This is a genomic window from Mycobacterium sp. DBP42, assembly GCF_005924235.1.
Taxonomy (GTDB): domain Bacteria; phylum Actinomycetota; class Actinomycetes; order Mycobacteriales; family Mycobacteriaceae; genus Mycobacterium; species Mycobacterium syngnathidarum.
On the sequence record NZ_VCMY01000013.1, the window covers coordinates 66,734 to 90,277 of the forward strand.

Below are 23,544 nucleotides of genomic sequence, written 5' to 3' on the forward strand. Positions count from 1 at the left end.
CCGCCATGAGCTCATTTCTCCTGCGCGCCGCGGTAACCGGATTCGCGCTCTGGGTGGTCACTCTCGTCGTGCCGGGGATCTACTTCATCGGAGGTGATTCGACCATCGCCCGGGTCGGCATCATCTTCGTCGTCGCGGTGATCTTCGGTCTGGTCAACGCGTTCGTCAAGCCGATCGTGCAGATCCTGTCCATCCCGCTGTACATCCTCACGCTCGGCCTGATCCACATCGTGATCAACGCACTGATGCTGTGGATCACGTCGTGGATCACTGACAACACCACGGGTTGGGGTCTGCACATCGACCAGTTCTGGTGGACGGCCATCTGGGCGGCCATCGTGCTGTCGTTGGTCAGCTGGCTACTGTCGTTCGTCAAGGCCCTCGCGTAGGGCGCGCGCCTGTTCGCCGAGCGCCACTGCGGTGTCTGCGGCGGCCTCGGCTCCCGACTCTGTGTCGCGATCACGCTCGGCGCCCCAGCAGGCCACCAACGTGCGGTATGCCAGCTGCTCAGTGGAGACGACGGCCGGCCACATGCGTTCGGCCCCAAGACGTTGCGCGGCCGATCCACCGATACCCGCGTCATAGGCCGGCAGCAGTTCCATGGCGCGCAACTGCAGATCGCGCCGATCGGTACGGGCCGCGGGGGAGGTGGCGTCGTCGGCGGCCAGGTGCGGCAGGGTGGCGGTCACCGCGTCGAGCGTGGCATTGATCGCAGTGCGCAGGCCGGTCGGGTGGCGGAGACGCTGGGTGGCCCAGTAGACGGCCAGCGCCACCGCGCAGCCGATCAGGGTGTCGCTGCCGCGGGTGAGCAGCAGTTCACCGAGATCGTCGACGCGTTGACCGCCCGAGGCAATGGTGAGCGCCGCGGGGGTGATGAACACGACGGCGAGCGTGTAGTTGCGCACCACGTACATCTCGATGATGAACTGCAACGTTCCGATCACCAGCGCCAGCCACAGGCCCTGCGGGTGGAGGGCGAGAATGGTACCGGCCACGCCGAGGCCGAGCCAGGTGCCCAGCGTGCGTTCCACGCCTCGGACCACGGTGCGCTGCCAGTCGAAACCTTGATGCAGCATCAGCACCGCCGCGGCCATCGCCCAGTACGCATGCGTCATCGTCAGGGCCTGCGAGATCAGCACGGCGATGACACCCGAGATCGCGACCGCGATCCCGACGCGCGCTGCCAGCTGCAGGGACACCGAGCCCGGGGTCAGCGCCCGGAGCAGTAGTCGCGAAGCGCTGGGACGGCCGAGCGGAATCCCTTCGGCGCCATGCTCATCGGTGACCGCATCGGCCGGCACGGTGGCCAGGTGACGAGCCAGGGCCGCCCCGTCGTAAGCCGGCGGCTCACCGGAATCGGCGGCGCGCATCGCTTCGGCGAACAGCACGTGCAGCCGGCGGTTGACCACCCGCAGCCGATACAGCGCCTGGTCAGGCTTGGGTTGGACCGGCTGATAGGTGACCAGGGTGACCCACGCGGTGTGCAGTAGCAGCGCCGCCTTGTGCCGTGCGGTCGCCTCCGCGTCGGGCCCGCCTCCGATGTTCTCGATGTAGGCCGCGACGGCGGAGGCAGCCGCAGCCACCGCAGCCTTCTCCGGTCCGCGGGGCCGGATCAGAGCCCCGGACATGTGCACCAGCCAGGCGAACGCGCCACCGGCCAGCACCAATGCGGCGTGATGGCCCGGGCCGAGATGCAGTGTCGCCGGGGTTCCGGTGCCGGCCGCGCAAGCCAGCACCACCATGTAGGCCCCGGGCGGCCCGATGGTCAGTGCGTGGCAGACCAGGGTGGCGGCCACGGCGATCGCGGTTACGGTGAGCACCCCGAGCCACGGCGCTGACGACGCCCAGTCGCCGAGCGCCACCGCGGCCGCGAAACATACCGCGACCAGCCCGAGGTAAACGCCGCGATTCAGGTAGGGCCGACCACTGCCGTACAGCGAGGTGAAGCCGCCGATGGTGGCGATCAATCCGGCCGTGGTGTCGCCGGCCAGCCAGCCCACCAGAACGGGCACGGCCATGCAGATTCCCGCGCGCAGCGCGAACGGCCACCGCCGCGGCACGCTGTTGACCACGAAGATGTTCCGTATCGGATTGGTCGCTCGGGGAGCAGGCCGGTCGGACATGTCTACAGCATGCTCGGCGTTTCGCTGACACACTGGACCCATGCCTGAACTGCCCGAAGTCGAGGCGCTGGCCGACCATCTCCGCCGACATGCGACCGGCCGGGAAGTCACCCGGGTCGACGTGTCGGCGTTGTCGGTGCTCAAGACCTTCGATCCGCCGACGACGGCGTTGCACGGCCAGACCGTGACCGGCGCGAACCGCTGGGGCAAGTACCTGGGTCTCGAAGTCGGCCCGTGGCACCTGATCACACATCTGTCTCGGGCCGGCTGGCTGCGCTGGTCGGACAAGCTGTCGCCGACACCGCTCAAACCGTCGGGGAAGGGCCCGATCGCGCTACGCGTGCTCCTGGGGGAGGGCGTCGGCTTCGACCTCACCGAGGCAGGGACGCAGAAGCGCCTCGCGGTCTGGGTTGTGGCCGACCCGCTGGCGGTCCCGCAGATCGCCTCGCTGGGGCCGGACGCACTGTCACTGGATTCGGCGGCGTTGGCCGCGGTCTTGTCCGGCAACTCGGGTCGGATCAAGAACGTCATCACCGACCAGAAAGTGATCGCCGGGATCGGCAACGCCTACAGCGACGAGATACTGCACGTGGCGAAGCTGTCGCCGTTCGCGAGCGCCGACAAGCTCTCCGAGGCCCAACTCGGCGCATTGCACGACGCGATGATCTCGGTGCTCACCGATGCGGTCGAACGGTCGGTGGGCCAGCAGGCGGCAACGCTCAAGGGGGAGAAGCGCTCTGGACTGCGCGTGCATGCCCGCACGGGTTTGCCGTGCCCGGTGTGCGGGGACACCGTGCGCGAGGTCTCCTTCGCCGACAAGTCGTTTCAGTATTGCCCGACGTGTCAGACCGGGGGCAAGGTGCTGGCCGACCGGCGGATGTCGAGGCTGCTCAAGTAGCGGCCGTCAGGCGTGAGTCGTCACCGGGCGCACCGCTTTGCTCAGAGTCGCAGTAGATATGCGAAGTTCTAGCACGCCCTTTCGCATTGCGAGGTCGTTTCCGCTGAACAACAGGGCTTTTGACTTTCGTTGTGGTAAATAATCCGGTATGCATTGCGCGGGATGTGAGGCGCTGACAAGATTGCCCGGAACCGCCATGGCCATCGTCCTGGTGCTGATCCTGGTGCGACCCTCAAGGGGCGACGATGCCACGCAGTGACAATCCCACTCACGAGGACTCCACCGACTCCGCGCTGAGCATCGATTTCATCGCCCGGCTCGGTACGGCCATGCTGGGCGCCGACTATCCCATCCCGGTCGTGCGGCACACACTGGAGCGCTTCGCCGATAAGAAACAGATCGACTGCCCCCTGCTGGTGCTCCCCAATTTCGTCCAGGCGGGCGACCGGCATCAGACCAGGGTTGTGCGCCGCGACAGCCCGCTGCGCTACGACCAGACTTTCCCGCTGGGCGAACTCGTCACCCGCGCGGAGCGGGGACAGGTCGATCCAGCGGACGGGCTGGCCGAGCTCGACCGCATCCACTCGCTGCCGCGTCGCTACCCCGGCTGGGTCGAGGTGCTCGGCTACGGGTTGCAAAGCGCGGCATACGCGTTGATCTTGCAGCCGACTCTGGTGTCGCTGGTCGTCGCGGCCGGGTTCGGTCTGCTGGTGGGGATAATGGAGCTGGTCACCCGCGGCAATACGGCGCTGCGGCATCTGCTTCCGGTGTTGAGCGCCTTCGCCGTCACCTATATCGCGTTCAGCCTCGGCCGGTTGCTGCACATGGGGCACGACAGCCTTCGCGTGCTCATCGCCCCGCTGACCCTGTTCCTGCCCGGCGTGGCGATCACCTTGGCGGTCATCGAATCCTCCACCGGGGAGGTGGTGTCCGGATCGGCGCGGCTGATGGCCGGATTCACCCGGCTCGCTCAACTCGCCCTCGGCATCGTGATCGCGGTGCAACTGCTCGGGCTGTCCTGGTCGGAACTGGTCGACACCCAGGTCAACACCCTGGGCGGGTGGGCACCATGGCTCGGTGTTGCCGTCTACGCCGTCGGGATCGCCCTACACTTCGGTCCGCCGCCGGGATTCATGCCGTGGCTCACGCTGGTGCTGTTCATCGCATACGGCGCGCAGGCGCTGACCGCCGCGGTGTTCGGTGGTTACACCAGTGGTTTCGGCGGCGGACTCATTCTGATGATCTGCGCGCTGGCGCTGAGTCGGCTGCCGAATATGCCGGCCGCGCAGGTCGTGCTGGCCCCGGGCTTCTGGTTGCTCGTGCCCAGTTCGGTCGGCATGATCGGCATTGCCGACATGGCCGCGGGGCAGGGGACCGGCGCCATCACGGTGATGTTGGTGTCGATGATGTCGATCGCACTGGGATTCACCACCGGCTTCGCGATCTGGAACGTCTTTCGGCGCCGGGGCGACGACGTGGAATTCGTCGATTGAGATGCCCGGTTCTTGACAGTTGTCTAACTCGGTTATCCTGCAGCGATGACCCGTCAGAAGATCCTCATCACCGGTGCCAGCTCTGGACTGGGCGCGGGCATGGCCCGGCAATTCGCGGCCAAGGGCCGGGACCTGGCGCTGTGTGCACGCCGCACCGAGCGTCTCGACGAGCTCAAGGCCGAGCTGGCCGATCGGCACCCTTACATCAAGGTGGCGGTCGCCGCGCTGGACGTCAATGACCATGAGGCCGTACCGCGGGTGTTCGGTGAGCTGTCCGAGGAGTTGGGCGGCATCGATCGCGTCATCGTCAATGCGGGTATCGGCAAGGGCTGGCCGCTCGGCGAGGGCAAGCCGTGGGCGAACAAGGCCACCATCGAAACCAATCTGATCGCCGGGCTGGTGCAGATCGAGACGGCGCTGGAGATGTTCAAGAAATCCGGCAGCGGTCATCTGGTGCTGATCTCGTCGGTGCTGGGCAATACCGGTGTGCCCGGCGGCAAGGCGGCCTACTGCGCCTCCAAGGCCGGCATGACCTCACTCGGTGAGTCGCTGCGCGCGGAGTACGACAAAGGCCCGATCCGGGTGACTGTCATCGAGCCGGGCTACATCGAGTCGGAGATGACGGCCAAGTCGGCGACCACGATGCTGATGGTCGACAACGAGACCGGTGTGCGCGCGATGGTCGAGGCCATCGAGAAAGAGAAGGGGCGGGCTGTCGTGCCTCGCTGGCCGTGGGCGCCACTGACCCAGGTGATGCGGTTGCTGCCCCCCAAGTACACCAAGCGCTTCGCCTAGCCGGCCCACTGCTCGGCCCCTTGGGTGTTGACGCTGCGTACCTGGCGTAAATGTGCGAGTAGCGCGAGCCGTCAGCGCACAGTCGGCGACGTCGCAGCCGTAGCCAAGCACCCGCCCGACTACGTGGCGAGGGTTTCAACATCGGGGAGATCTGGGTAGCCCACCTTCATGACCTCAAGACTGATTGCCTCGATGTTCTTTGCAGGTGCTGCGGCTGGGGCTGTCGCGTTGGCTCCAGTGGCCGTGGCCGATCCCCCTCCGCCGCCTCCGTGCACCAATGCCGACGGCACACCCTGTGCTGACATCGGTACGGCCGGTCCGGGCGGCGCCAGTGGCCAGATCCCCGGTGGTCCGGGCGGGACCGCAGGCCCCGGTGGCGCCAGCGGCGCGATCCCGTACGGCCCCGGAGGCGCAGCGGGCCCGGGTGGTGCCACGGGCGAGATCCCGGGTGGTCCGGGCGGGACCGCGGGACCGGGTGGCGCTACCGGCGGTATCCCGTATGGACCTAGCGGCACGGCCGGTCCTGGCGGGGCCAGTGGCTGTATCCCGAATGTGGGATGTGCGACGGTCCCGGGGATGCCCTAAGCCGAACGTCCGCGTTCGACGCGGTACCGGCGCACCAGCGCATCCGTAGATGAATCCGACTGCCTGCTCGGTGATTGCGGCTCCGTGATCACCGGCAGCAGTGCCTTTGCCTGGGTCTTACCCAGCTCGACGCCCCATTGATCGAAGGAGTCGATGCCCCACACAACTCCCTCGCTGAACACCTGGTGTTCGTAGAGGGCGATGAGCTGACCCACGACCGACGGCGTCAACCTGGTTGCCAGGATTGACGTCGTCGGTCGGTTTCCGGGCATCACCTTGTGTGGGACCACTGACTCCGGCGTCCCTACTGGAAGATCCCGGGCAATGGCCGCTGCATCTCTTCCGAAAGCCAGCACCTGGGTTTGGGCGAAGAAGTTGCTCATCAGCAAGTCGTGCATGCTGCCCGTGCCGTCGGCTGTCGGCAGATCGTCGGTGGGTTCGGAGAAGCCGATGAAGTCGGCGGGAACCAACCGGGTGCCCTGGTGCAGCAATTGGTAGAACGCATGCTGGCCGTTGGTGCCCGGCTCGCCCCAGAAGATCTCTCCGGTATCGGTGCTCACCGCAGAACCGTCCGCCCGCACCGACTTTCCATTGGACTCCATGGTCAGCTGCTGCAGGTACGCCGCGAACCGGGACAGGTCGTTGGAGTAGGGCAGCACCGCACGTGATTGTGCGCCAAAGAAATTCGAGTACCACAGTCCGATCAGCCCCAGCAGCGCCGGAGCGTTCGCGGCCAGCGGTGCGGTGCGGAAGTGCTCGTCGACCAGATGAAAACCGGACAGGAACTCGGCGAAACGCTCACGGCCGATCACGGCCATCACCGACAGGCCGATCGCCGAATCCACCGAGTACCGGCCACCCACCCAGTCCCAGAAGCCGAACATGTTGTCGGTGTCGATGCCGAAATCCTGCACCAGCTTCGCGTTGGTGGACACCGCCACAAAGTGCTTGGCCACCGCGTCCTCGCCGAGTGCGTCGACCAGCCAGCGGCGCGCTGCCGTGGCGTTGGTGAGCGTCTCAAGGGTGGAGAACGTCTTGGAGGCAACGATGAAAAGCGTTGTGGCCGGGTCCAAATCCGCCAGCGTCGCGACCAGATCGGCCGGATCGACGTTGGAGACGAAGCGGGCGCTGACACCGGCGTCGGCGTAGTGACGCAATGCGTCATACACCATCACCGGGCCCAGGTCCGAACCACCGATGCCGATGTTCACCACGGTCTTGATGCGCTCGCCGGTGGCGCCGGACCATTCGCCGCTACGCAGCCGGTCGGTGAAATCACCCATCCGATCCAGAACAGCGTGCACGTCTGCGACCACGTTCTGGCCGTCGACGGTCAGGGCCGCGTCGGCGGGCAACCGCAGCGCGGTGTGCAGTACGGCGCGGTCCTCGGAGGTGTTGATGTGCTCGCCGGCGAACATCGCATCGCGGCGGGCCTCGAGGCCGGCGGTGCGGGCCAGATCCGTCAGCAGCTCCAGGGTGCGCCGGGTGATCCGATGCTTGCTGTAATCGATGTAGAGATCGCCGACGGTCAGCACGAGCTCGGTGCCACGGTTCGGGTCCTCGGCGAACAGCTCGGTCAGATGGAGGTCACCGATCTCGTCGTAGTGCTTCGACAATGCCTGCCATGCGGGAGTTGCGGTGATGTCAGCACTCATTCTGTCGACCTTAATGCGGGTTCGGGAGCGAAGGTGTACATGATGGATGTATGGCCATTGAAGACTTGATTTCATCCGTGCCCACGGGTCTGTGGATCGGTGGTGAGGAACGTCAGGCCGCGTCGACGTTCAATGTGCTGGATCCCAGCGACGATCAGGTGTTGGCCACGGTGGCCGACGCGACCGCCGCCGACGCTGTCGCCGCATTGGACGCCGCCTGCGCCGTTCAGGCCGAGTGGGCCGCGACCGCACCGCGTAAACGCGGCGAGATCCTGCGTTCGGTGTTCGAGGCGATCACCGAACGAGCCGACGACATCGCCGCACTGATGACCCTGGAAATGGGCAAGGTGCTCGCCGAGAGCAAGGGCGAGGTTGCCTACGGCGCCGAGTTCTTCCGCTGGTTCTCCGAGGAGGCGGTGCGCATCGCCGGCCGCTTCACACCGGCACCGGCAGGCACCGGCCGCATCCTCGTCACCAAACAGGCCGTCGGCCCGTGCTACGCCATCACGCCGTGGAACTTCCCGCTGGCCATGGGCACTCGCAAGATGGGCCCGGCATTCGCCGCGGGTTGCACCATGATCGTCAAACCGGCGCAGGAAACCCCGCTGACCATGCTGCTGCTGGCCAAGCTGATGGATGAGGCCGGCCTGCCCAAGGGTGTGCTCTCGGTGCTGCCCACCAGCAACCCGGGTGCGGTGACCAGCGCGCTGGTCGACGACGGCCGCTTGCGCAAGCTGACCTTCACCGGCTCGACGGGCGTGGGCAGGGCCCTGGTGAAACAGTCCGCGGACAAGCTGCTGCGCACATCGATGGAGCTGGGTGGCAACGCGCCGTTCATCGTGTTCGACGACGCCGATGTGGATGCCGCGGTCGACGGGGCGATCCTGGCCAAGATGCGCAACGGTGGCGAGGCCTGCACGGCCGCCAACCGGTTCCACGTGGCCAACTCGGTGCGTGAGGAGTTCACCGAGAAGCTCGTCAAACGGATGAGCGAGTTCACCCTCGGCAAGGGCATCGACCCAGCGTCCACGTTGGGCCCACTGATCAATTCCAAACAGGTCTCCACCGTCACCGAGTTGGTCTCCGATGCGGTGTCTCGCGGTGCAACGGTTGCGGTCGGCGGCGTCGCTCCGGGCGGGCCGGGCAACTTCTACCCGGCCACGGTGCTGGCCGATGTGCCTGCCGATTCCCGCATCCTCAAAGAGGAGATCTTCGGCCCGGTCGCCCCGATCACCGGCTTCGACACCGAAGACGAGGGCGTGGCCGCCGCCAACGACACCGAATACGGTTTGGCTGCTTACGTTTACACGCAGTCCCTGGACCGCGCGCTGCGGGTGGCCGAGGGCATCCAGTCCGGCATGGTCGGCATCAATCGCGGTGTCATCTCGGATGCGGCCGCGCCGTTCGGCGGCATCAAGGAGTCCGGTTTCGGTCGTGAGGGCGGCATCGAGGGCATCGAGGAGTACCTCGACACGAAATATATTGCGCTAACCCGCTAACGCTCGGTCGCGCCTTCCCGGCTCGGCGCCCGATGCCCCCTAAACTCTGGGGCTCAGACGCCAAGACGGGAGGGCATGACGTGACCGCGGCGCCAGTGCGTGCTGCCAGCCGGCGTCGGCGTGCCTCCATCCGGCGCGACATCCCCGCACTCGACGGCATCCGGGCCATCGCCGTGGCCCTGGTGTTGGCCGGCCACGGCGGAGTCCCGGGTGTGGCCGGTGGCTTCATCGGCGTCGACGTCTTCTTCGTGCTGAGCGGGTTCCTGATCACCTCGCTGCTGCTCGACGAGTACCGGCGCACGGAGCGCATCGACCTCAAGGCGTTCTGGATCCGCCGGGCCAAGCGTCTGCTGCCCGCGATGGTGCTGATGACCTTGGCCGTGGTGATCGCCCGCCCCTTGTTCTCGTCGGACGCGGTGTCCTCGCTTCGGGAGGATGCCGTCGCGGCGTTCTTCTGGATGGCGAACTGGGTCTTCGTCGCCGCGGACACCGACTATTTCAGTCAGGGCAGTCCGCCGTCGCCCTTACAGCACACGTGGTCACTGGCGGTCGAAGAGCAGTATTACGTCATCTGGCCACTGCTGGTGCTGGGCACTGTGCTGCTGGTACGCCGCCGCTCGCCCGATGCGACCCGCGCCGTGGTGTTCGGGTTGGCGGTGCTCGGAGTGGTCGGATCGGCGGTGGCGTCGATCTGGATGTCCGGCGATGCCACCCAACTCAACCGCGTGTACTTCGGCACCGACACTCGGGCCCAGGCCCTGTTGGTGGGTGCGGCGGCCGCGGCGCTGCTGGTGCGGGACTGGTCGGCGCTGACGATGTCGGGCACGCTGATCCGGGCCCGGTGGCGGCGCTGGATCGCCTGGGTGCTGCCGGTGATCGGGGTGGCCGTGCTGGCGGCGGCCGCGCACTTGGCCACCGGCAGTGCCGACGAGTTCCGCCACGGGCTACTGATCGTGGTGGCCTTGGGTGCGGTGCTCGTCGTCGCACCGGTCGCCCTGGATCAGGACGGCTACGTGGCGCGGATCCTGGCCTGGTATCCGCTCGTCACCCTCGGCGTCATCTCCTACGGCGTCTACCTGTGGCATTGGCCGATCTTCCAGATCCTCAACGGCGAACGCACCGGCCTTGAGGGCTGGTCGCTGCTGGCGCTGCGGTGCGCGGTGACCATCGCGGTGTCGTGGGTGTCGTGGTGGGCGATCGAGCAGCCGGTCCGGCACTGGCGCCCGCAGCACGTGCCGATGCTGCGGTTGGCCGCGGCGACGGTGGCCACCGCGGCGGTGGTGACGATGACCGTCGTCCCGGTCGGGGCCCCGATCCGTCCCGCGGGTCCGGATGTGATGGCCGCCGCCGCGTCCGAACAGGATGTCGGCGCGGAACGGCCCGTCCTGGTGGGGCCGCCGCAGGCGCTGCCGCCCGGCACGCGGTCGATCGCGGTGTTCGGTGACTCGGTGGCCTGGACGTTGATGCGGTACCTGCCCGCCACCCCGGGATTTCACTTCAACGACTACACGACGATCGGCTGCGGTATCGCGCGCGGCGGCCCGTACCGCTCGGCCGGGGAGACGCTGAACCAGAAGCCGGAGTGCGATTCCTGGCCGGCGCGTTGGGCGCAGCGGATCGCACATGACCGGCCCGAGACCGTGTTGTTGATGATCGGGCGCTGGGAGGTCGTCGACCGCACCTGGCGCGGGCGCTGGACGCACATCGGCAACGACGCCTACGACGCCTATCTCAAGGGTGAGCTACAGCGCGCCTTGGACATCCTCAGCTCGACCGGCGCGCGGGTGGTCGTGACCACGGCGCCGTACAGCCGGCGCGGCGAGCGCCCGGACGGCACGCTGTATCCGGAGGACCAGCCCGGCCGGGTGCAGACCTGGAACACCATGCTGCGGTCGGTGGCCGGGCAGCGGCCGAATGTGTCGGTGCTCGATTTCAATGCCAAGCTCAACCCCGACGGCAAGTACACCGCGAAGATCAACGGGGTCAGGATGCGCAGCGACGGCGTACATCCGACATCGGAGGCGGTGCAGTGGCTGACTCCGTGGCTGCTGGACTCGCTGAAGATGCCCGCGAAACCCGCGGGCCGATAGACCTAGTGGCCCAACCGGCCACGGCCGAGTTGCAGCAACAGAATGGCGAGGTCTTTGCCCTCGGGGCCCAGCACGCTGTAGCGCTCGATGACCTGCATTTCGCGGCTGTGCACCAGGCGGGTGCCGCCCGAGGCCATCCGGGCTTTGCCGATCAGCTTGGAGACCTCGGCGCGGCGCTGGACTGCGGCGAGGATGGTGGCGTCGAGTTCGTCGATCTCCCGACGCAGGTCATCGATCTCAGGCACACGCTGATAGTCCCAGTCGGCTCGTGCCAGCGCAAAACTGTCCCCCCTCAGCGGTAAGTTTGAACGCAAGATGACCACTACTTCTCCCATGGCACCGCCGGCCGATGCAGACGTTGACGAACTTCTTGACGGCTTGAACCCGCAGCAGCGCCAAGCGGTGCTGCATGAAGGGTCGCCGTTGCTGATCGTCGCGGGTGCGGGTTCGGGCAAGACGGCCGTGTTGACCCGGCGGATCGCCTACCTGCTGGCCGCCCGCGACGTCGGGGTGGGCCAGATCCTGGCGATCACGTTCACCAACAAGGCTGCCGCCGAGATGCGGGAGAGGGTGGTGGGGCTGGTCGGCCCGCGGGCCCGGAACATGTGGGTGTCCACGTTCCACTCGACCTGTGTGCGGATCCTGCGTAACCAGGCCTCGCTGCTGCCGGGGCTGAACTCCAACTTCTCGATCTACGACTCCGACGATTCCCGTCGCCTGCTGATGATGATCGGCAAGGACATGGGGTTGGACACCAAGCGGTACTCGCCGCGGCTGCTGGCCAACGGCATCTCCAACCTGAAGAACGAGCTGATCGGCCCGGAGCAGGCCGCGGCCGAGGCCTCGGAAGCCGCCGAGGAGATGGCCGGCATCATCGCCCAGGTCTACGGCGAATACCAGCGGCGGCTGCGGGCGGCCAACGCGCTGGACTTCGATGACCTGATCGGGGAGACGGTCGGGATCCTGCAGGCGTTCCCGCAGATCGCCCAGTACTACCGCCGCCGGTTCCGCCACGTCCTGGTCGACGAATACCAGGACACCAACCACGCGCAGTATGTGCTCGTGCGGGAGTTGGTGGGCCATCACCTCGACGAGAAGGACGGGGTGGGCCCGTCCGAGCTGTGTGTGGTGGGTGACGCGGACCAGTCGATCTACGCGTTCCGCGGAGCGACGATCCGCAACATCGAGGACTTCGAGCGCGACTATCCTGACGCGACGACGATCCTGCTGGAACAGAACTACCGCTCCACCCAGACCATCCTGAATGCGGCCAACTCGGTGATCTCCCGCAACACCGGCCGCCGCGAGAAACGGCTGTGGACCGAGGAGGGTGAGGGCGAACTGATCGTCGGCTACGTGGCCGACAACGAGCACGACGAGGCCCGTTTCGTGGCCGAGGAGATCGACGCCCTCGCCGACAGCGAGGGCCTGAAATACGGTGACGTGGCGGTCTTCTACCGCACCAACAACTCCTCGCGTGCGCTGGAGGAAGTCTTCATCCGTGCCGGCATCCCCTACAAAGTGGTAGGCGGAGTTCGCTTTTACGAGCGCCGCGAGATCCGCGACATCGTGGCCTACCTGCGGGTGCTGGACAATCCGGGGGACGCGGTGAGCATGCGTCGCATCCTCAACACCCCGCGCCGCGGCATCGGGGACCGGGCCGAGGCCTGTGTCGCGGTGTACGCCGAGAACACCGGGTCGAACTTCAACGATGCGTTGCAGGCCGCCGCCGAGGGCCGGGTGCCGATGCTCAACACCCGCTCGGAGAAGGCCATCGCGAGCTTCGTGGAGATGCTGGACCAGTTGCGGGCCAAGCTCGATGACGAGCTGGGGGATCTGGTCGAGGCCGTGCTGGAGCGTACGGGTTACCGCCGTGAGCTGGAAGCCTCCAGTGACCCGCAAGATCTGGCCCGGCTCGACAACCTCAACGAATTGGTCAGCGTCGCACACGAATTCAGCACTGACCTGGCCAACGCCCGGGCACTGTCCGAGCAAGGCGAGGGCGAGCCGGTCGATGAGGACATCCCCGACACCGGGGTGCTGGCCCAGTTCCTGGAGCGGGTGTCGCTGGTGGCCGACGCCGACGAGATCCCCGAGGACGGGGCCGGCGTGGTGACGATGATGACGCTGCACACCGCCAAGGGGCTGGAGTTCCCGGCGGTGTTCGTCACCGGCTGGGAAGACGGCATGTTCCCGCACATGCGGGCACTGGGCGATCCCAACGAGCTCTCGGAGGAGCGCCGGCTGGCCTACGTCGGCATCACCCGTGCCCGTAGGCGGCTGTATCTGTCGCGGGCCAAGGTGCGCTCGTCGTGGGGGCAGCCCATGCTGAACCCGGAATCGCGGTTCCTGCGCGAGATTCCGGAAGACTTGATCAACTGGCGGCGCATCGAGCAGCCGTCGTCATCGCTGAGTGCGCCGGTCGGAAACGCCGGCCGCTACGGCACCCCGCGGCCGTCACCGTCCCGGCCGGCGCCCGCGCGCAACCGCCCGATCATCACACTGGAGCCCGGCGATCGGGTCACCCATGACAAGTACGGGCTGGGCCGCGTCGAAGAGGTCTCGGGTGTGGGTGAATCCGCGATGTCTTTGATCGACTTCGGCAGTGCCGGGCGCGTCAAGCTGATGCACAATCACGCACCGGTGCAAAAGCTCTGAGGATTGCCGGTCAAGTTCTGGCGGCGCGTGCCGGTGTGACTGCCGCCAGCACTGCGGTGACCACGGGCACCGTGAGTGTGAGTACCACCACCGATGCCGAACGGGACGCGAAAACCGTCGTCAGCTCGGCGGCCCCGACCTCGTAGAAAAGCCGATCCAGGTCAAACCAACCAAAGATGCCCTGCGCCACCGTGATTGTGCAGCCGGCGATCACGACGTACCGGCCCGCGGCGAATCCGACTGCGGTCAGGAGTGCGCCGAGAATCAGCGTGACTGCCGCGATCGCCGAGGCAATCACGGGTTCGAGCATGGCCAACGTCCATGTCGCATTAGGCGTAGTCGGCAGCAGGTCCGTCAAGTCGGTGATATAGAGCAGGCTGTGATCGAACTGCTCCTTCGCCCGCCAGAGGTGATAACCAGCCATCGCGACAGCCAGTGCTGCGATGAGCGGACCGAGGGAACGGTCCGGACGGGACGCGGGGATATCGGGATCGCTTGCAGCGCCGCGTGATCGGCCGCCGGCCGCCAGGATTACCACAAGCGTCACGATCGACAGGGCGAACCACACCCAACGATGCACACCGAGGGTGCCCGGCGACGACCACACCGGGAAGTCTGGATTGGCCCATGCCGCGAGCTCGATCAGAGACAACACGATCACCGCGACGCTGCCGCCGATCACCAGTCTGCGGCCGCGACGGTCACTGCGGCCCAGCAGTGCTGCACCACCGAACAAAGCGATTGTTACGAGGCCCAGCGCGACCAGGTTGAGGATCGAGTGACAGAACAACAGCGGATCGATACCGAACCCGAAGCCGATGGCATACCAGGCCATGATCAGCGCCCGCAGCGTCGCGACGATCCCCAAGAGGCCACTTATATAGGCAAGGACAATCGTGGTCAGCTCAGTTGGACGCACCACGCCAACTTAACAGCGGATCACCGGCCTCGCCGGGCGCCTATCGGCTCGAGCTCCAGCGGCGGGTCGAGGGCAACATCGTGAACACGATGGCGGCAACCGGAAGCACCGGCATGGCGTAGACGATGGGATGCAGTCTCGCCCCGGCGATGAACAAACTGGCGAAGATCAGTAGCCCGATGACCGCGCCGACGACGACCAGCAGCCGGCCCATCCGTCGTCGTAGCAACAATGCGATGAGCCCTCCGATGGTTGCTGCAGCCGAGATCGCCGCCAGGAAACCGACGGCCACACAGAACAATCGGTCGGTGCGCCACCAGCCCGCGATCAGGTCGGTGGCGATGACGCCGGTGGCCCAACCGCTGAGGATCGCGAAAGTGGCCGCCACGATCGCCGTACGCGGATTGATGCTCACCGAGGTACGTGGGATGGCCACCGGCCGGGCCCGCGGCACGTAGGACGTGCTGGCGTCGTCGTTCGTGGGGCTGACAAGGCCGGTCTGCGCGTCGCTGCCGATGGTGCCCGAGATCAGGCTGGTCTGAGGTTCTGCGCCGGCTGCGGTGGGGATAGCCCCCGTGGGATGGCGCCGGATGATGCTGGTGTGCGGTTCGTCGGCGACCGGCACAGGTTTGAAAACCGGGTCCTGCGGCTGGCGCCGGATGATGCGGGTGCGGTCGTCGTCTTCGTCGGGGTGATCGGCTGCTGACTGACGGTCGTCGCTCACTCAGCCAACATAGCTGCCGACGCTGAGACCTCTCTTGTTCAGCCACGGCACCGGATCGATGCGGCTGGTGCCGTTCTGCAGAACCTCGAAATGCAGGTGGGGGCCGGTGGAGTAGCCCCGGTTGCCGACGGTGGCGATCTGGTCGCCGGCCATCACCCGGTCGCCCTCGCTGACGAGCCAGGTGTTGATGTGGCCATACAGCGTGACGGTGCCGTCGGCGTGGCGCAGCTTGACCCAGGCGCCGTAACCGGCGGTCGGGCCCGCGGCGATCACGACGCCGTCGGAGACCGCCACGATCGGGGTACCGATCGGGCTCGCCAGGTCGATGCCGGCATGCAGGACACCCCAGCGGTAGCCGTAGTTCGAGGTGAACACGTAGCCCTTGGTGGGCATCACGAACAAGGGGCGCGACAGGCGGGCCTCACGTTCGGCGCGCTCCTGGGCGAAGGCGGCGGCCTTGGTGATCTCCTCGGCATGCACCGCGGTGTCGGTGGTCGAGGACACCGAGACGATCTGCATGCCGTCCACAGAGCCGGTGACGGAGGCGCCGTCGACCCGGGTGCCCTCGGAGGCCAGGATCGTGTCGTCAGCCTGGGTCTCGGTGGGGTTCCCGAAGGAGTAGGCGCCGGCGGCGGTGGCGCCCGCGGCCATGGCGGCGATCATCAGGCGGCTCTTGACGGCGCCGGCGTGTTCCCTGCGGTGGGCACCGCGGCGGCCGGACATGTTGATCACGTCGGTCGCGGCGACGCCGTCGCTCACATCGGTGTGGCTGTCGCGGTACGCGTATCGGGAGCTGCGCTCGCCGTCGGCATCCGGGCGGAAGCGGGACGGCACGGCAAGGCGGACGGGCACCAAGTCGTCGGTGTCGTTTAGATCGTCGAGTTCCGGGGCATAGATAACGCCGGATTGGTGATCCTCAGAGCGCTCGTCGAACTCCTCGAAAGCGCTGAAGGGGATGACGTCTGTGACCTCGGCGGCGCTCAGCTCATCAGGGGAAAGGCGCTGTCGGCGGCGGCGCGCGTCCGTCGGCACCCCTCGCGGAGCTGCGGACGAACGATGCTGCGGCAAGACTCGAGAATCCTTCTTCGTCGTGACCTGAACGTTATCTGGACCAGAGGCACGTTAACCAAATCCCAATGATGGTGGCAACTTATGGGTCTATTCCGGGTAGGAATGTGATCCGTATCACCTCGAGCGGGCGGTGAGATCTACCACATGAGCCGGAGGTGATGCTAAGCCATCACTGAGTCGTGGATAAAGTGCCTGCGGGCCCGTCACAGGTACAGCGGACCGGGCAGCTTCGAAGCGCGCTAGAAGCCAAGCAGACAGACAACGCCTATCTAGGAAGCACATGGATCTCTTCGAATATCAGGCGAAAGAGCTGTTCGCCAAGCACAACGTCCCCACGACTCCGGGCCGGGTGACCGACTCGGCAGAGGACGCCAAGGCGATCGCCACCGAAATCGGCAAGCCTGTGATGATCAAGGCGCAGGTGAAGGTCGGCGGCCGCGGCAAGGCCGGCGGTGTGAAGTACGCGGCCACCCCTGAGGACGCCCTGACCCACGCCCAGAACATCCTCGGTCTCGACATCAAGGGCCACGTCGTCAAAAAGTTGCTGGTGGCCGAAGCGAGCGACATCGCCGAGGAGTACTACATCTCCTTCTTGCTCGATCGCGCCAACCGCACCTACCTCGCCATGTGCTCGGTTGAGGGCGGCGTGGAGATCGAGGAAGTCGCCGCCACCAAGCCCGAGCGGCTGGCCAAGGTGCCCGTCGACGCGGTCAAGGGTGTCGACCTTGCCTTCGCCCGGTCGATCGCCGAGCAGGGTCACCTGCCCGCCGAGGTGCTCGACGCCGCCGCGGTCACCATCCAGAAGCTGTGGGAGGTGTTCGTCAAGGAGGACGCCACCCTGGTTGAGGTCAACCCGCTGGTGCGCACGCCCGACGACCAGATCCTGGCGCTGGACGGCAAGGTCACCCTCGATGCCAACGCCGACTTCCGTCAGCCCGGCCACGCCGAGTTCGAGGACAAGGACGCCACCGATCCCCTCGAGCTCAAGGCCAAGGAGAACGACCTCAACTACGTCAAGCTCGACGGCGCGGTCGGCATCATCGGTAACGGTGCCGGTCTGGTCATGTCGACGCTGGACGTGGTCGCCTACGCCGGTGAGAAGCACGGCGGCGTGAAGCCGGCCAACTTCCTCGACATCGGCGGCGGCGCATCGGCATCCGTGATGGCCGCGGGTCTGGACGTCATCCTGAACGACAGCCAGGTCAAGAGCGTGTTCGTCAACGTGTTCGGCGGCATCACCGCTTGTGACGCGGTGGCCAACGGCATCGTGCAGGCGCTGCAGATCCTCGGTGACGAGGCCAACAAGCCGCTGGTCGTCCGCCTGGACGGCAACAACGTCGAAGAGGGCCGTCGCATCCTGGCCGAGGCCAACCACCCGCTGGTGATCCAGGCCGACACCATGGACGCCGGTGCCGACAAGGCCGCCGAGCTGGCGAATAAGTAAGGGAGCCAACCAGAATGTCTATCTTCCTGAACAAGGATTCCAAGGTCATCGTCCAGGGCATCACCGGCGGTGAGGGCACCAAGCACACCGCCCTGATGCTCAAGGCCGGCACCCAGATCGTCGGTGGCGTCAACGCGCGCAAGGCCGGCACCAAGGTTGCGCACAAGGACAAGGACGGCAACGACATCGAGCTGCCGGTGTTCGCATCGGTGGCCGAGGCCATGAAGGAGACCGGCGCCGACGTGTCGATCGCCTTCGTGCCGCCGGCCTTCTCCAAGGACGCGATCATCGAGGCCATCGACGCCGAGATCCCGCTGCTGGTGGTCATCACCGAGGGGATCCCGGTGCAGGACAGCGCCTATGCGTGGGCCTACAACGTCGAGAAGGGCAAGAAGACCCGGATCATCGGCCCCAACTGCCCGGGCATCATCACCCCCGGTGAGTCACTGGTCGGCATCACGCCGAACAACATCACCGGCAAGGGCCCGATCGGCCTGGTGTCGAAGTCGGGCACCCTGACCTACCAGATGATGTACGAGCTGCGCGATTTCGGCTTCTCCACCGCCATCGGCATCGGCGGCGACCCGGTCATCGGCACCACCCACATCGACGCCATCGAGGCGTTCGAGAAGGACCCCGAGACCAAGGTCATCGTGATGATCGGTGAGATCGGTGGCGACGCCGAAGAGCGTGCTGCCGACTACATCAAGGCCAACGTCACCAAGCCGGTCGTCGGCTACGTCGCGGGCTTCACCGCTCCGGAGGGCAAGACCATGGGCCACGCCGGCGCCATCGTGTCGGGCTCGTCGGGCACCGCCGCGGCCAAGAAGGAGGCTCTGGAGGCCGCCGGCGTGAAGGTCGGCAAGACGCCGTCCGAGACCGCCGCTCTCGCCCGGGCGCTGCTGAGCTAGTTCTTTCGCGAGCAGACCCAAATGCCCCCGCACGCTCGGCGTGTCGGGGGCATTTGCGTCTGTTCGGCAGTTAGAGGCGACCGCCCAGATGTTCGGCGAGGAACCGCTCGACCGCGTGATACATGTCAATCTGGTTGTCCGGGTTGAGGAATCCGTGTCCCTCGTCGTCCTTGACCAGGTATTCGACCTCGACGCCGCGGTTGCGTAGGGCCTCGACCAGGTTGTCGGATTCCGCTTGGACCACGCGAGAATCGTTGGCGCCCTGGACCACAAGCAGTGGCGTGCGGATCTGGTCGACCTTCGTGATGGGGGAGCGGGCCAACATGTCGGCCTCCTGCGCCGGGTCGTTGTGGTCCCCGACGTACAGGTGCCAGTTGGTGGCCAGGAACCGCCGGCCCACGTTCGGCAATGTCCGCATGAAGTTGGCCAGGCTGGAGATGCCGACATAGTCGATGGCCGCGGCGAAGACGTCCGGCGTGAATGTGACGCCGACGAGTGCGGCGTAGCCGCCGTAGGACCCGCCGAAGATCGCCACCTTGTCGCGGTGGGCGTAACCCTGCTTGACGGCCCAGTCCACGGCGTCGATCAGGTCGTCGTGCATCTTGCCGGCGAATTCGCCGATCGCGGCTTTGGTGAAGGCCTTGCCGTAGCCGGTCGAGCCACGAAAGTTGACCTGTAGCACCGCATATCCACGGTTGGCCAGCATCTGAACGTCGGGTTGAAAGCCCCAGCAATCCCGTGACCAGGGCCCACCGTGCACCAGCAGCACCAACGGCAGGTCGGTCGGCTCGACCCCGACAGGCAGGGTCAGATACGAGTGCAGCTCCAGCCCATCGCGGGAGGGGATGGTCACCGGCGTCATCGGGGCCAATGAATCTGAATTCAGATTCGGGTACGGCCGGAACAGCAGCCTGCTCTCGCCTGTCGCGTGGTCGTACAGGTAGGTGGCCCATGGATCACGGTCGTGGGTGAAGTTGACGACCCACCGCTGCCCGCCGTCGTCGGAAGAGATACCGCCGAGATCACCGTCGGACAGTTTGGTCAGGTTCTCCAGTACCGCAGCGAAATTCGGGTCGAGGGCATGAATGACCTGGCGCTCCCCGTAGAAGCGGGCGCCGATCAGCTCCCCCGTGCGCTCGCTGAGGATGAATGGTGACGGCAGCACCAGCTGATTGCCGAGGTCGAATACCGGGTGGCTGTCCACCTCGGTCTCCTCCCCGGTGGCCACATCGAGGCGGACCAGTCGGGTCCGGTCGCTGCTCTCATTCGATCCGAGCCAGATGCCGGTGCCGTCCGGGGAGATGACGACCGGGAATATGCCCAGCGGGTAGTCGGTGCCGTCGTAGGCCTTGATGCAACGCAATGATGCTGTGGCCGAATCCCATTGAGAAATCTCGACGTCACCGTCGGTCGTCAGCGTATTGGTGAACAGTTCCCCGTTGGGGGCGCACAGCCAGGTGATGACGTTTCCCGGATTCTCCGCCAGCAGCGTGAGTTCTCCAGTGGCGATGTCGAGTTCGTACGCGTCGACGAGCTCGGGATTGCGGTTGTTGGTCTGCACGATCGCTTTCCCGGGTCGGCCCTTGGCGAGGTCGAAACTCGCCCTGGCGCCCGGAAACGGTGTGAGATCCACTGCCGCGGTGCCGGGGTTGTCCAGGTCGATGCGGTAAACGTGGAAGTTCTCGTCACCTCCGTTGTCCTGCATGTAGAGCAGCCAGCGCGGATCGTCGGTCCATTGGTAGATGTAGACGCTGCGGGTTTCGTCCGCGGTGACACAGCGTGGCGGCGTATCGCCGTCGAGGTCCTGGATCCATACGTTGAGGCGGTTCTTCCATGGCGCCAGGTAGGCGATCTTGGTTCCGTCGGGCGAGATCTTGGCGGCTGTGCGCTCGGGTGGGCTGAAGAAGTCCTCGACCGAGATGAGTTCGGGTAGCGCCATTGCGATCCTTTCGGGTTTGCGGGCAAGCTCTTTCGGCCGTTCAGGAGGTGACGGGTCCGCCGAGGCGTCCGTTGGTGGCATCGCGGATCGCCCGGTCGATGAGCGCGAGCGCTTGTTCTTCGGTGACTTTCCTGCCCTCGACGATCACCGCCAGGCTGACGTCTTCGTCGACGACGCGGAACGCCCCGGTGACGGCCGCAGCGCACAGGCGCACGGTGAGGTCGTCGGCAGGCAGGTGCAACCGGTCGGCGATCACCGGGATGAAGCCCTGCTCCATCCGGTCGTGCACCATCAAATACGAGGTCCGCAGGGCGGGCTCGGACGAAGTCATGGTGGCGATGCGCATCGCGCTGATCTCGTCCTCGACATCCTGTGGTGTCAACGGATGTGAAATGCCGTCGGCGGCAAGGTGTTCAGCCAATGACAGCCCGTGCGGCCACCGGTTGAGGATGTCGATGAACCGGTCCGCGGATTTGGCCAGCACCGGTTCGACGCAACTTTCCTTGGCGCGGAAATAACGCCAGATGGTGCGAGTGGAAAGCCCTGCTGCCGAGGCGATGTCGTCACCGCTGGTGCCGGCGACGCCGCGTTCCCAGAACAATTTGCAGGCGTGTCGTGACACCTCCAGACGCGCCTGGTCCTGTTTCTCGCCCATCATTGCCTCCTGAAGCTGTCACTTAGTGACAGCACCAATGTGTCACTAAGTGACAGCGGTGTCAAGGTGTGCTGGTAGGTGCCCGGTTCGTACCCGCCGTTTTCTGCACCACGGCGGTGCTTACTCGGGGACAACTGCCAGGGTGTGGAAACCGGCAAATGCCGGCCTCGGGTCGGTATTCATCTGAGGCGGCTGCTGCCGCCCGGCCGCCAGCAGGCCCGCCGAGGCGAACTTCAGTCCGCTGCGCAGTTCGTCGAGCTGGATCGGGTCATCGCTTTCGATGTAGCGCGTCGTGGTGGCCACGGCCATGTTGAAGAACAGCCAGGCCAATGCCCGCGGGCTCAGCTCGTTGCGGTATTGGTCGCGGAAGTGCGCCATGTGCAGGGTGGTCATCGCCAGAAGTGTCGCGTTCAGGCCGGAGGCGTTCTCCAGCGTGCGGGCATAGTCGGGCCGGTCGGCGACATAGCGGATTGGTGGATGCGCACCGATTTCCCTCTCGAAACGGCAATCGGTTAGCCTCACGAATTAACACCCGTCAAGGAGATTGTCATGGTCGATCCGCGCACCCCCGTCATCGTCGGCGTCGGACAGTTCACCGAACGCATCGACCTCGATGGATATCGCGGCATGTCCTCGGTCGAGTTGGCCACGGAGGCGGCAAAAGCGGCCCTGCGCGACACCGGCGCCGATACTGCCGCCGTGGCGCAGGCCATCGACACCGTGGCGGGCACCCGGCAGTTCGAGATCTCCGGCCCGCAGTCGGCGACCCTGGGCATCTCCAACAACTACCCGCGTTCGGTGGCGCGCAACGTCGGCGCCGAGCCGGCCCGCGCGATCCTCGAAGTGATCGGCGGTCAGAGTCCTCAGCACCTCGTCACCGAGTTTTCTGCGGCCATCGCGGCCGGCGAGGCCCAGGCGGTGTTGCTGTTCGGCTCGGAGAACACCTCCACGCTGCGGCACTTCTCCAAGCGCGAGGACAAGCCGGACCACTCCGAGACCATCGACGGTCAGTTCGAGGACCGCGGCTACGGGTATGACGGCATCTTCGACGAGTACACGGTCAAGCACGGACTGATCGGAGCTCCGGTGCAATACGGCCTGCTGGAGAACGCCCGCCGGGCGCGGCAGAAACTGTCCGTCGCGGAGTACCGGCAGGCGATGGCCGAGCTGTTCGCGCCGTTCTCCAAAGTGGCAGCCAAGAACCCGTATTCGTCGGCTCCGGTGGAGCGTTCGGCCGAGGAGCTGGCCACGGTCACCGAGAGCAACCGGATGATCTGTGATCCGTACCCGCGCATGATGGTGGCGCGCGATCAGGTCAACCAGGGCGCGGCGGTATTGCTGATGTCGGTGGAGTCCGCCCGGAAACTCGGTGTACCCGAGGAGAAGTGGGTGTATCTGCGCGGCCATGCCGACATGAAAGAGATCAAGCTGCTGGAGCGGGCTGAGCTCGGCTACAGCGAGGCTGCCGTGATCGCGGTGAACGAGGCGCTGCGGGTCGCGGGCATCACTCTCGACGACGTCGCGGCGTTCGACCTGTACAGCTGCTTCCCGTTCCCGGTGTTCAACATCTGTGACGGCACCGGCTTGGCCACCGATGACGAACGCGGCCTGACCCTCACCGGGGGCCTGCCCTTCTTCGGCGGCCCCGGCAACAACTACTCGATGCACGGTATCGCCGAGGCTGTCAACGAAATGCGGGACAAACCGGGTCAATTCGCCCTCGTCGGGGGCAACGGCGGCATCGCCAGCAAGTACTCGGTCGGCATCTACAGCACCGAGCCGGCCGACTGGCTGGCTGACGGTAGCGCTGCCCTGCAGGAAGAGTTCAACACCCAAGCGCGGGTGGCGATCGCCGAAAAGGCCGACGGCCCAGCCACAATCGAGACCTACACGGTGCGATACGACTGGACCCCGCGCACCGGCATCATCATCGGGCGCCTGGATGCCGACGGCAGCCGCTTCCTGGCCACGACGACCGACGAAGCGCTACTGGAATTGCTCACCGACGGCGAGCCTTTGGGCGCGTCGATCGTGGTGCAGTCCGGCGAGAAGCGGAATACCGCGACGCTGGCATAGCGCACCGAC

The 23,544-nt window shown here is 66.2% G+C and carries 19 protein-coding genes and 2 pseudogenes; 12 read left to right on the plus strand and 9 right to left on the minus strand.

Annotated features, from left to right (window positions below; translation table 11 throughout):
- Positions 1-5: 5 nt before the first annotated feature.
- The gene (locus E0T84_RS14795) at positions 6-389 is read left to right on the plus strand and encodes a phage holin family protein (RefSeq protein WP_070189186.1); all 384 of its coding nucleotides are present in this window, start codon (positions 6-8) and stop codon (positions 387-389) included.
- On the opposite strand, the gene E0T84_RS14800 is transcribed toward E0T84_RS14795, so the two are convergent.
- Positions 360-2,123, minus strand: coding sequence for an FUSC family protein (locus E0T84_RS14800; protein ID WP_083284537.1), 1,764 nt, complete (start codon positions 2,121-2,123; stop codon positions 360-362). The two genes, E0T84_RS14795 and E0T84_RS14800, sit on opposite strands and share 30 nt — an antisense overlap.
- 40 nt (positions 2,124-2,163) lie before the next feature.
- Between E0T84_RS14800 and E0T84_RS32295 the strand changes: the two are divergent.
- The 5 genes and pseudogenes from E0T84_RS32295 to E0T84_RS32305 all read left to right on the plus strand — a co-directional run.
- A pseudogene (locus E0T84_RS32295) lies at positions 2,164-2,406 on the plus strand (DNA-formamidopyrimidine glycosylase family protein); the annotation flags it as partial.
- 141 nt (positions 2,407-2,547) lie between these two features.
- Positions 2,548-3,021 (plus strand): zinc finger domain-containing protein, encoded by a 474-nt coding sequence (locus E0T84_RS32300; protein WP_239252154.1) that lies wholly within the window; start codon positions 2,548-2,550, stop codon positions 3,019-3,021.
- Between the two features lie 245 nt (positions 3,022-3,266).
- Positions 3,267-4,514: a threonine/serine exporter ThrE family protein gene (locus E0T84_RS14810; protein WP_138744796.1), complete on the plus strand. Its 1,248-nt coding sequence runs from the start codon at positions 3,267-3,269 to the stop codon at positions 4,512-4,514.
- Positions 4,515-4,559: 45 nt separating this feature from the next.
- Complete coding sequence (locus tag E0T84_RS14815) at positions 4,560-5,309, plus strand: SDR family oxidoreductase (protein WP_003881816.1); 750 nt, start codon at positions 4,560-4,562, stop codon at positions 5,307-5,309.
- 192 nt (positions 5,310-5,501) lie between these two features.
- Positions 5,502-5,894: a hypothetical protein gene (locus tag E0T84_RS32305; protein WP_249383644.1), complete on the plus strand. Its 393-nt coding sequence runs from the start codon at positions 5,502-5,504 to the stop codon at positions 5,892-5,894.
- On the opposite strand, the gene pgi is transcribed toward E0T84_RS32305, so the two are convergent.
- Entirely contained in the window at positions 5,891-7,549 is a 1,659-nt protein-coding gene (gene pgi / locus E0T84_RS14825; RefSeq protein WP_138744797.1) for a glucose-6-phosphate isomerase, read from the minus strand. The two genes, E0T84_RS32305 and pgi, sit on opposite strands and share 4 nt — an antisense overlap.
- A 50-nt stretch (positions 7,550-7,599) precedes the next feature.
- Between pgi and E0T84_RS14830 the strand changes: the two genes are divergently transcribed.
- Together E0T84_RS14830 and E0T84_RS14835 are read left to right on the plus strand one after the other, a co-directional pair.
- Positions 7,600-9,048 (plus strand): NAD-dependent succinate-semialdehyde dehydrogenase, encoded by a 1,449-nt coding sequence (locus tag E0T84_RS14830; RefSeq protein ID WP_138744798.1) that lies wholly within the window; start codon positions 7,600-7,602, stop codon positions 9,046-9,048.
- Positions 9,049-9,080: 32 nt separating this feature from the next.
- Complete coding sequence (locus E0T84_RS14835) at positions 9,081-11,138, plus strand: acyltransferase family protein (protein ID WP_171055038.1); 2,058 nt, start codon at positions 9,081-9,083, stop codon at positions 11,136-11,138.
- A gap of 2 nt (positions 11,139-11,140) precedes the next feature.
- Here E0T84_RS14835 and E0T84_RS14840 read toward each other — a convergent pair whose 3' ends face one another.
- Entirely contained in the window at positions 11,141-11,461 is a 321-nt protein-coding gene (locus E0T84_RS14840) for a chorismate mutase (protein ID WP_239252149.1), read from the minus strand.
- Here E0T84_RS14840 and pcrA point away from each other — a divergent pair.
- Positions 11,454-13,796 (plus strand): DNA helicase PcrA, encoded by a 2,343-nt coding sequence (gene pcrA, locus E0T84_RS14845; RefSeq protein ID WP_070189179.1) that lies wholly within the window; start codon positions 11,454-11,456, stop codon positions 13,794-13,796. The genes E0T84_RS14840 and pcrA overlap by 8 nt on opposite strands.
- A gap of 10 nt (positions 13,797-13,806) precedes the next feature.
- Here pcrA and E0T84_RS14850 read toward each other — a convergent pair whose 3' ends face one another.
- The 3 genes from E0T84_RS14850 to E0T84_RS14860 are packed head-to-tail and all read right to left on the minus strand — an operon-like array spanning position 13,807 to position 16,507.
- Complete coding sequence (locus tag E0T84_RS14850) at positions 13,807-14,715, minus strand: hypothetical protein (protein WP_131823180.1); 909 nt, start codon at positions 14,713-14,715, stop codon at positions 13,807-13,809.
- Between the two features lie 40 nt (positions 14,716-14,755).
- Positions 14,756-15,439 (minus strand): hypothetical protein, encoded by a 684-nt coding sequence (locus E0T84_RS14855; protein WP_070189177.1) that lies wholly within the window; start codon positions 15,437-15,439, stop codon positions 14,756-14,758.
- On the minus strand, positions 15,440-16,507 hold the full coding sequence (locus E0T84_RS14860; RefSeq protein WP_070189176.1) for a M23 family metallopeptidase: 1,068 nt from the start codon (positions 16,505-16,507) through the stop codon (positions 15,440-15,442).
- 283 nt (positions 16,508-16,790) lie between these two features.
- Here E0T84_RS14860 and sucC point away from each other — a divergent pair, with 283 nt between their 5' ends.
- On the plus strand, positions 16,791-17,954 hold the full coding sequence (gene sucC, locus E0T84_RS14865) for an ADP-forming succinate--CoA ligase subunit beta (protein WP_070189175.1): 1,164 nt from the start codon (positions 16,791-16,793) through the stop codon (positions 17,952-17,954).
- Positions 17,955-17,968: 14 nt separating this feature from the next.
- Positions 17,969-18,865, plus strand: a complete 897-nt coding sequence (gene sucD, locus E0T84_RS14870) for a succinate--CoA ligase subunit alpha (RefSeq protein ID WP_070189174.1) — start codon at positions 17,969-17,971, stop codon at positions 18,863-18,865.
- Between the two features lie 70 nt (positions 18,866-18,935).
- On the opposite strand, the gene E0T84_RS14875 is transcribed toward sucD, so the two are convergent.
- The 3 genes and pseudogenes from E0T84_RS14875 to E0T84_RS14885 all read right to left on the minus strand — a co-directional run.
- Positions 18,936-20,804 (minus strand): S9 family peptidase, encoded by a 1,869-nt coding sequence (locus E0T84_RS14875; protein ID WP_070189173.1) that lies wholly within the window; start codon positions 20,802-20,804, stop codon positions 18,936-18,938.
- Positions 20,805-20,844: 40 nt separating this feature from the next.
- Positions 20,845-21,459 carry a TetR/AcrR family transcriptional regulator gene (locus tag E0T84_RS14880; protein WP_070189284.1) on the minus strand — a complete coding sequence of 205 codons (615 nt, stop codon included), beginning with the start codon at positions 21,457-21,459 and terminating at the stop codon, positions 20,845-20,847.
- A gap of 120 nt (positions 21,460-21,579) precedes the next feature.
- Positions 21,580-21,930 (minus strand): annotated as a pseudogene (locus tag E0T84_RS14885) (hypothetical protein); the annotation flags it as partial.
- A gap of 78 nt (positions 21,931-22,008) precedes the next feature.
- Here E0T84_RS14885 and E0T84_RS14890 point away from each other — a divergent pair.
- Complete coding sequence (locus E0T84_RS14890; RefSeq protein ID WP_070189172.1) at positions 22,009-23,535, plus strand: acetyl-CoA acetyltransferase; 1,527 nt, start codon at positions 22,009-22,011, stop codon at positions 23,533-23,535.
- Positions 23,536-23,544: the final 9 nt, after the last annotated feature.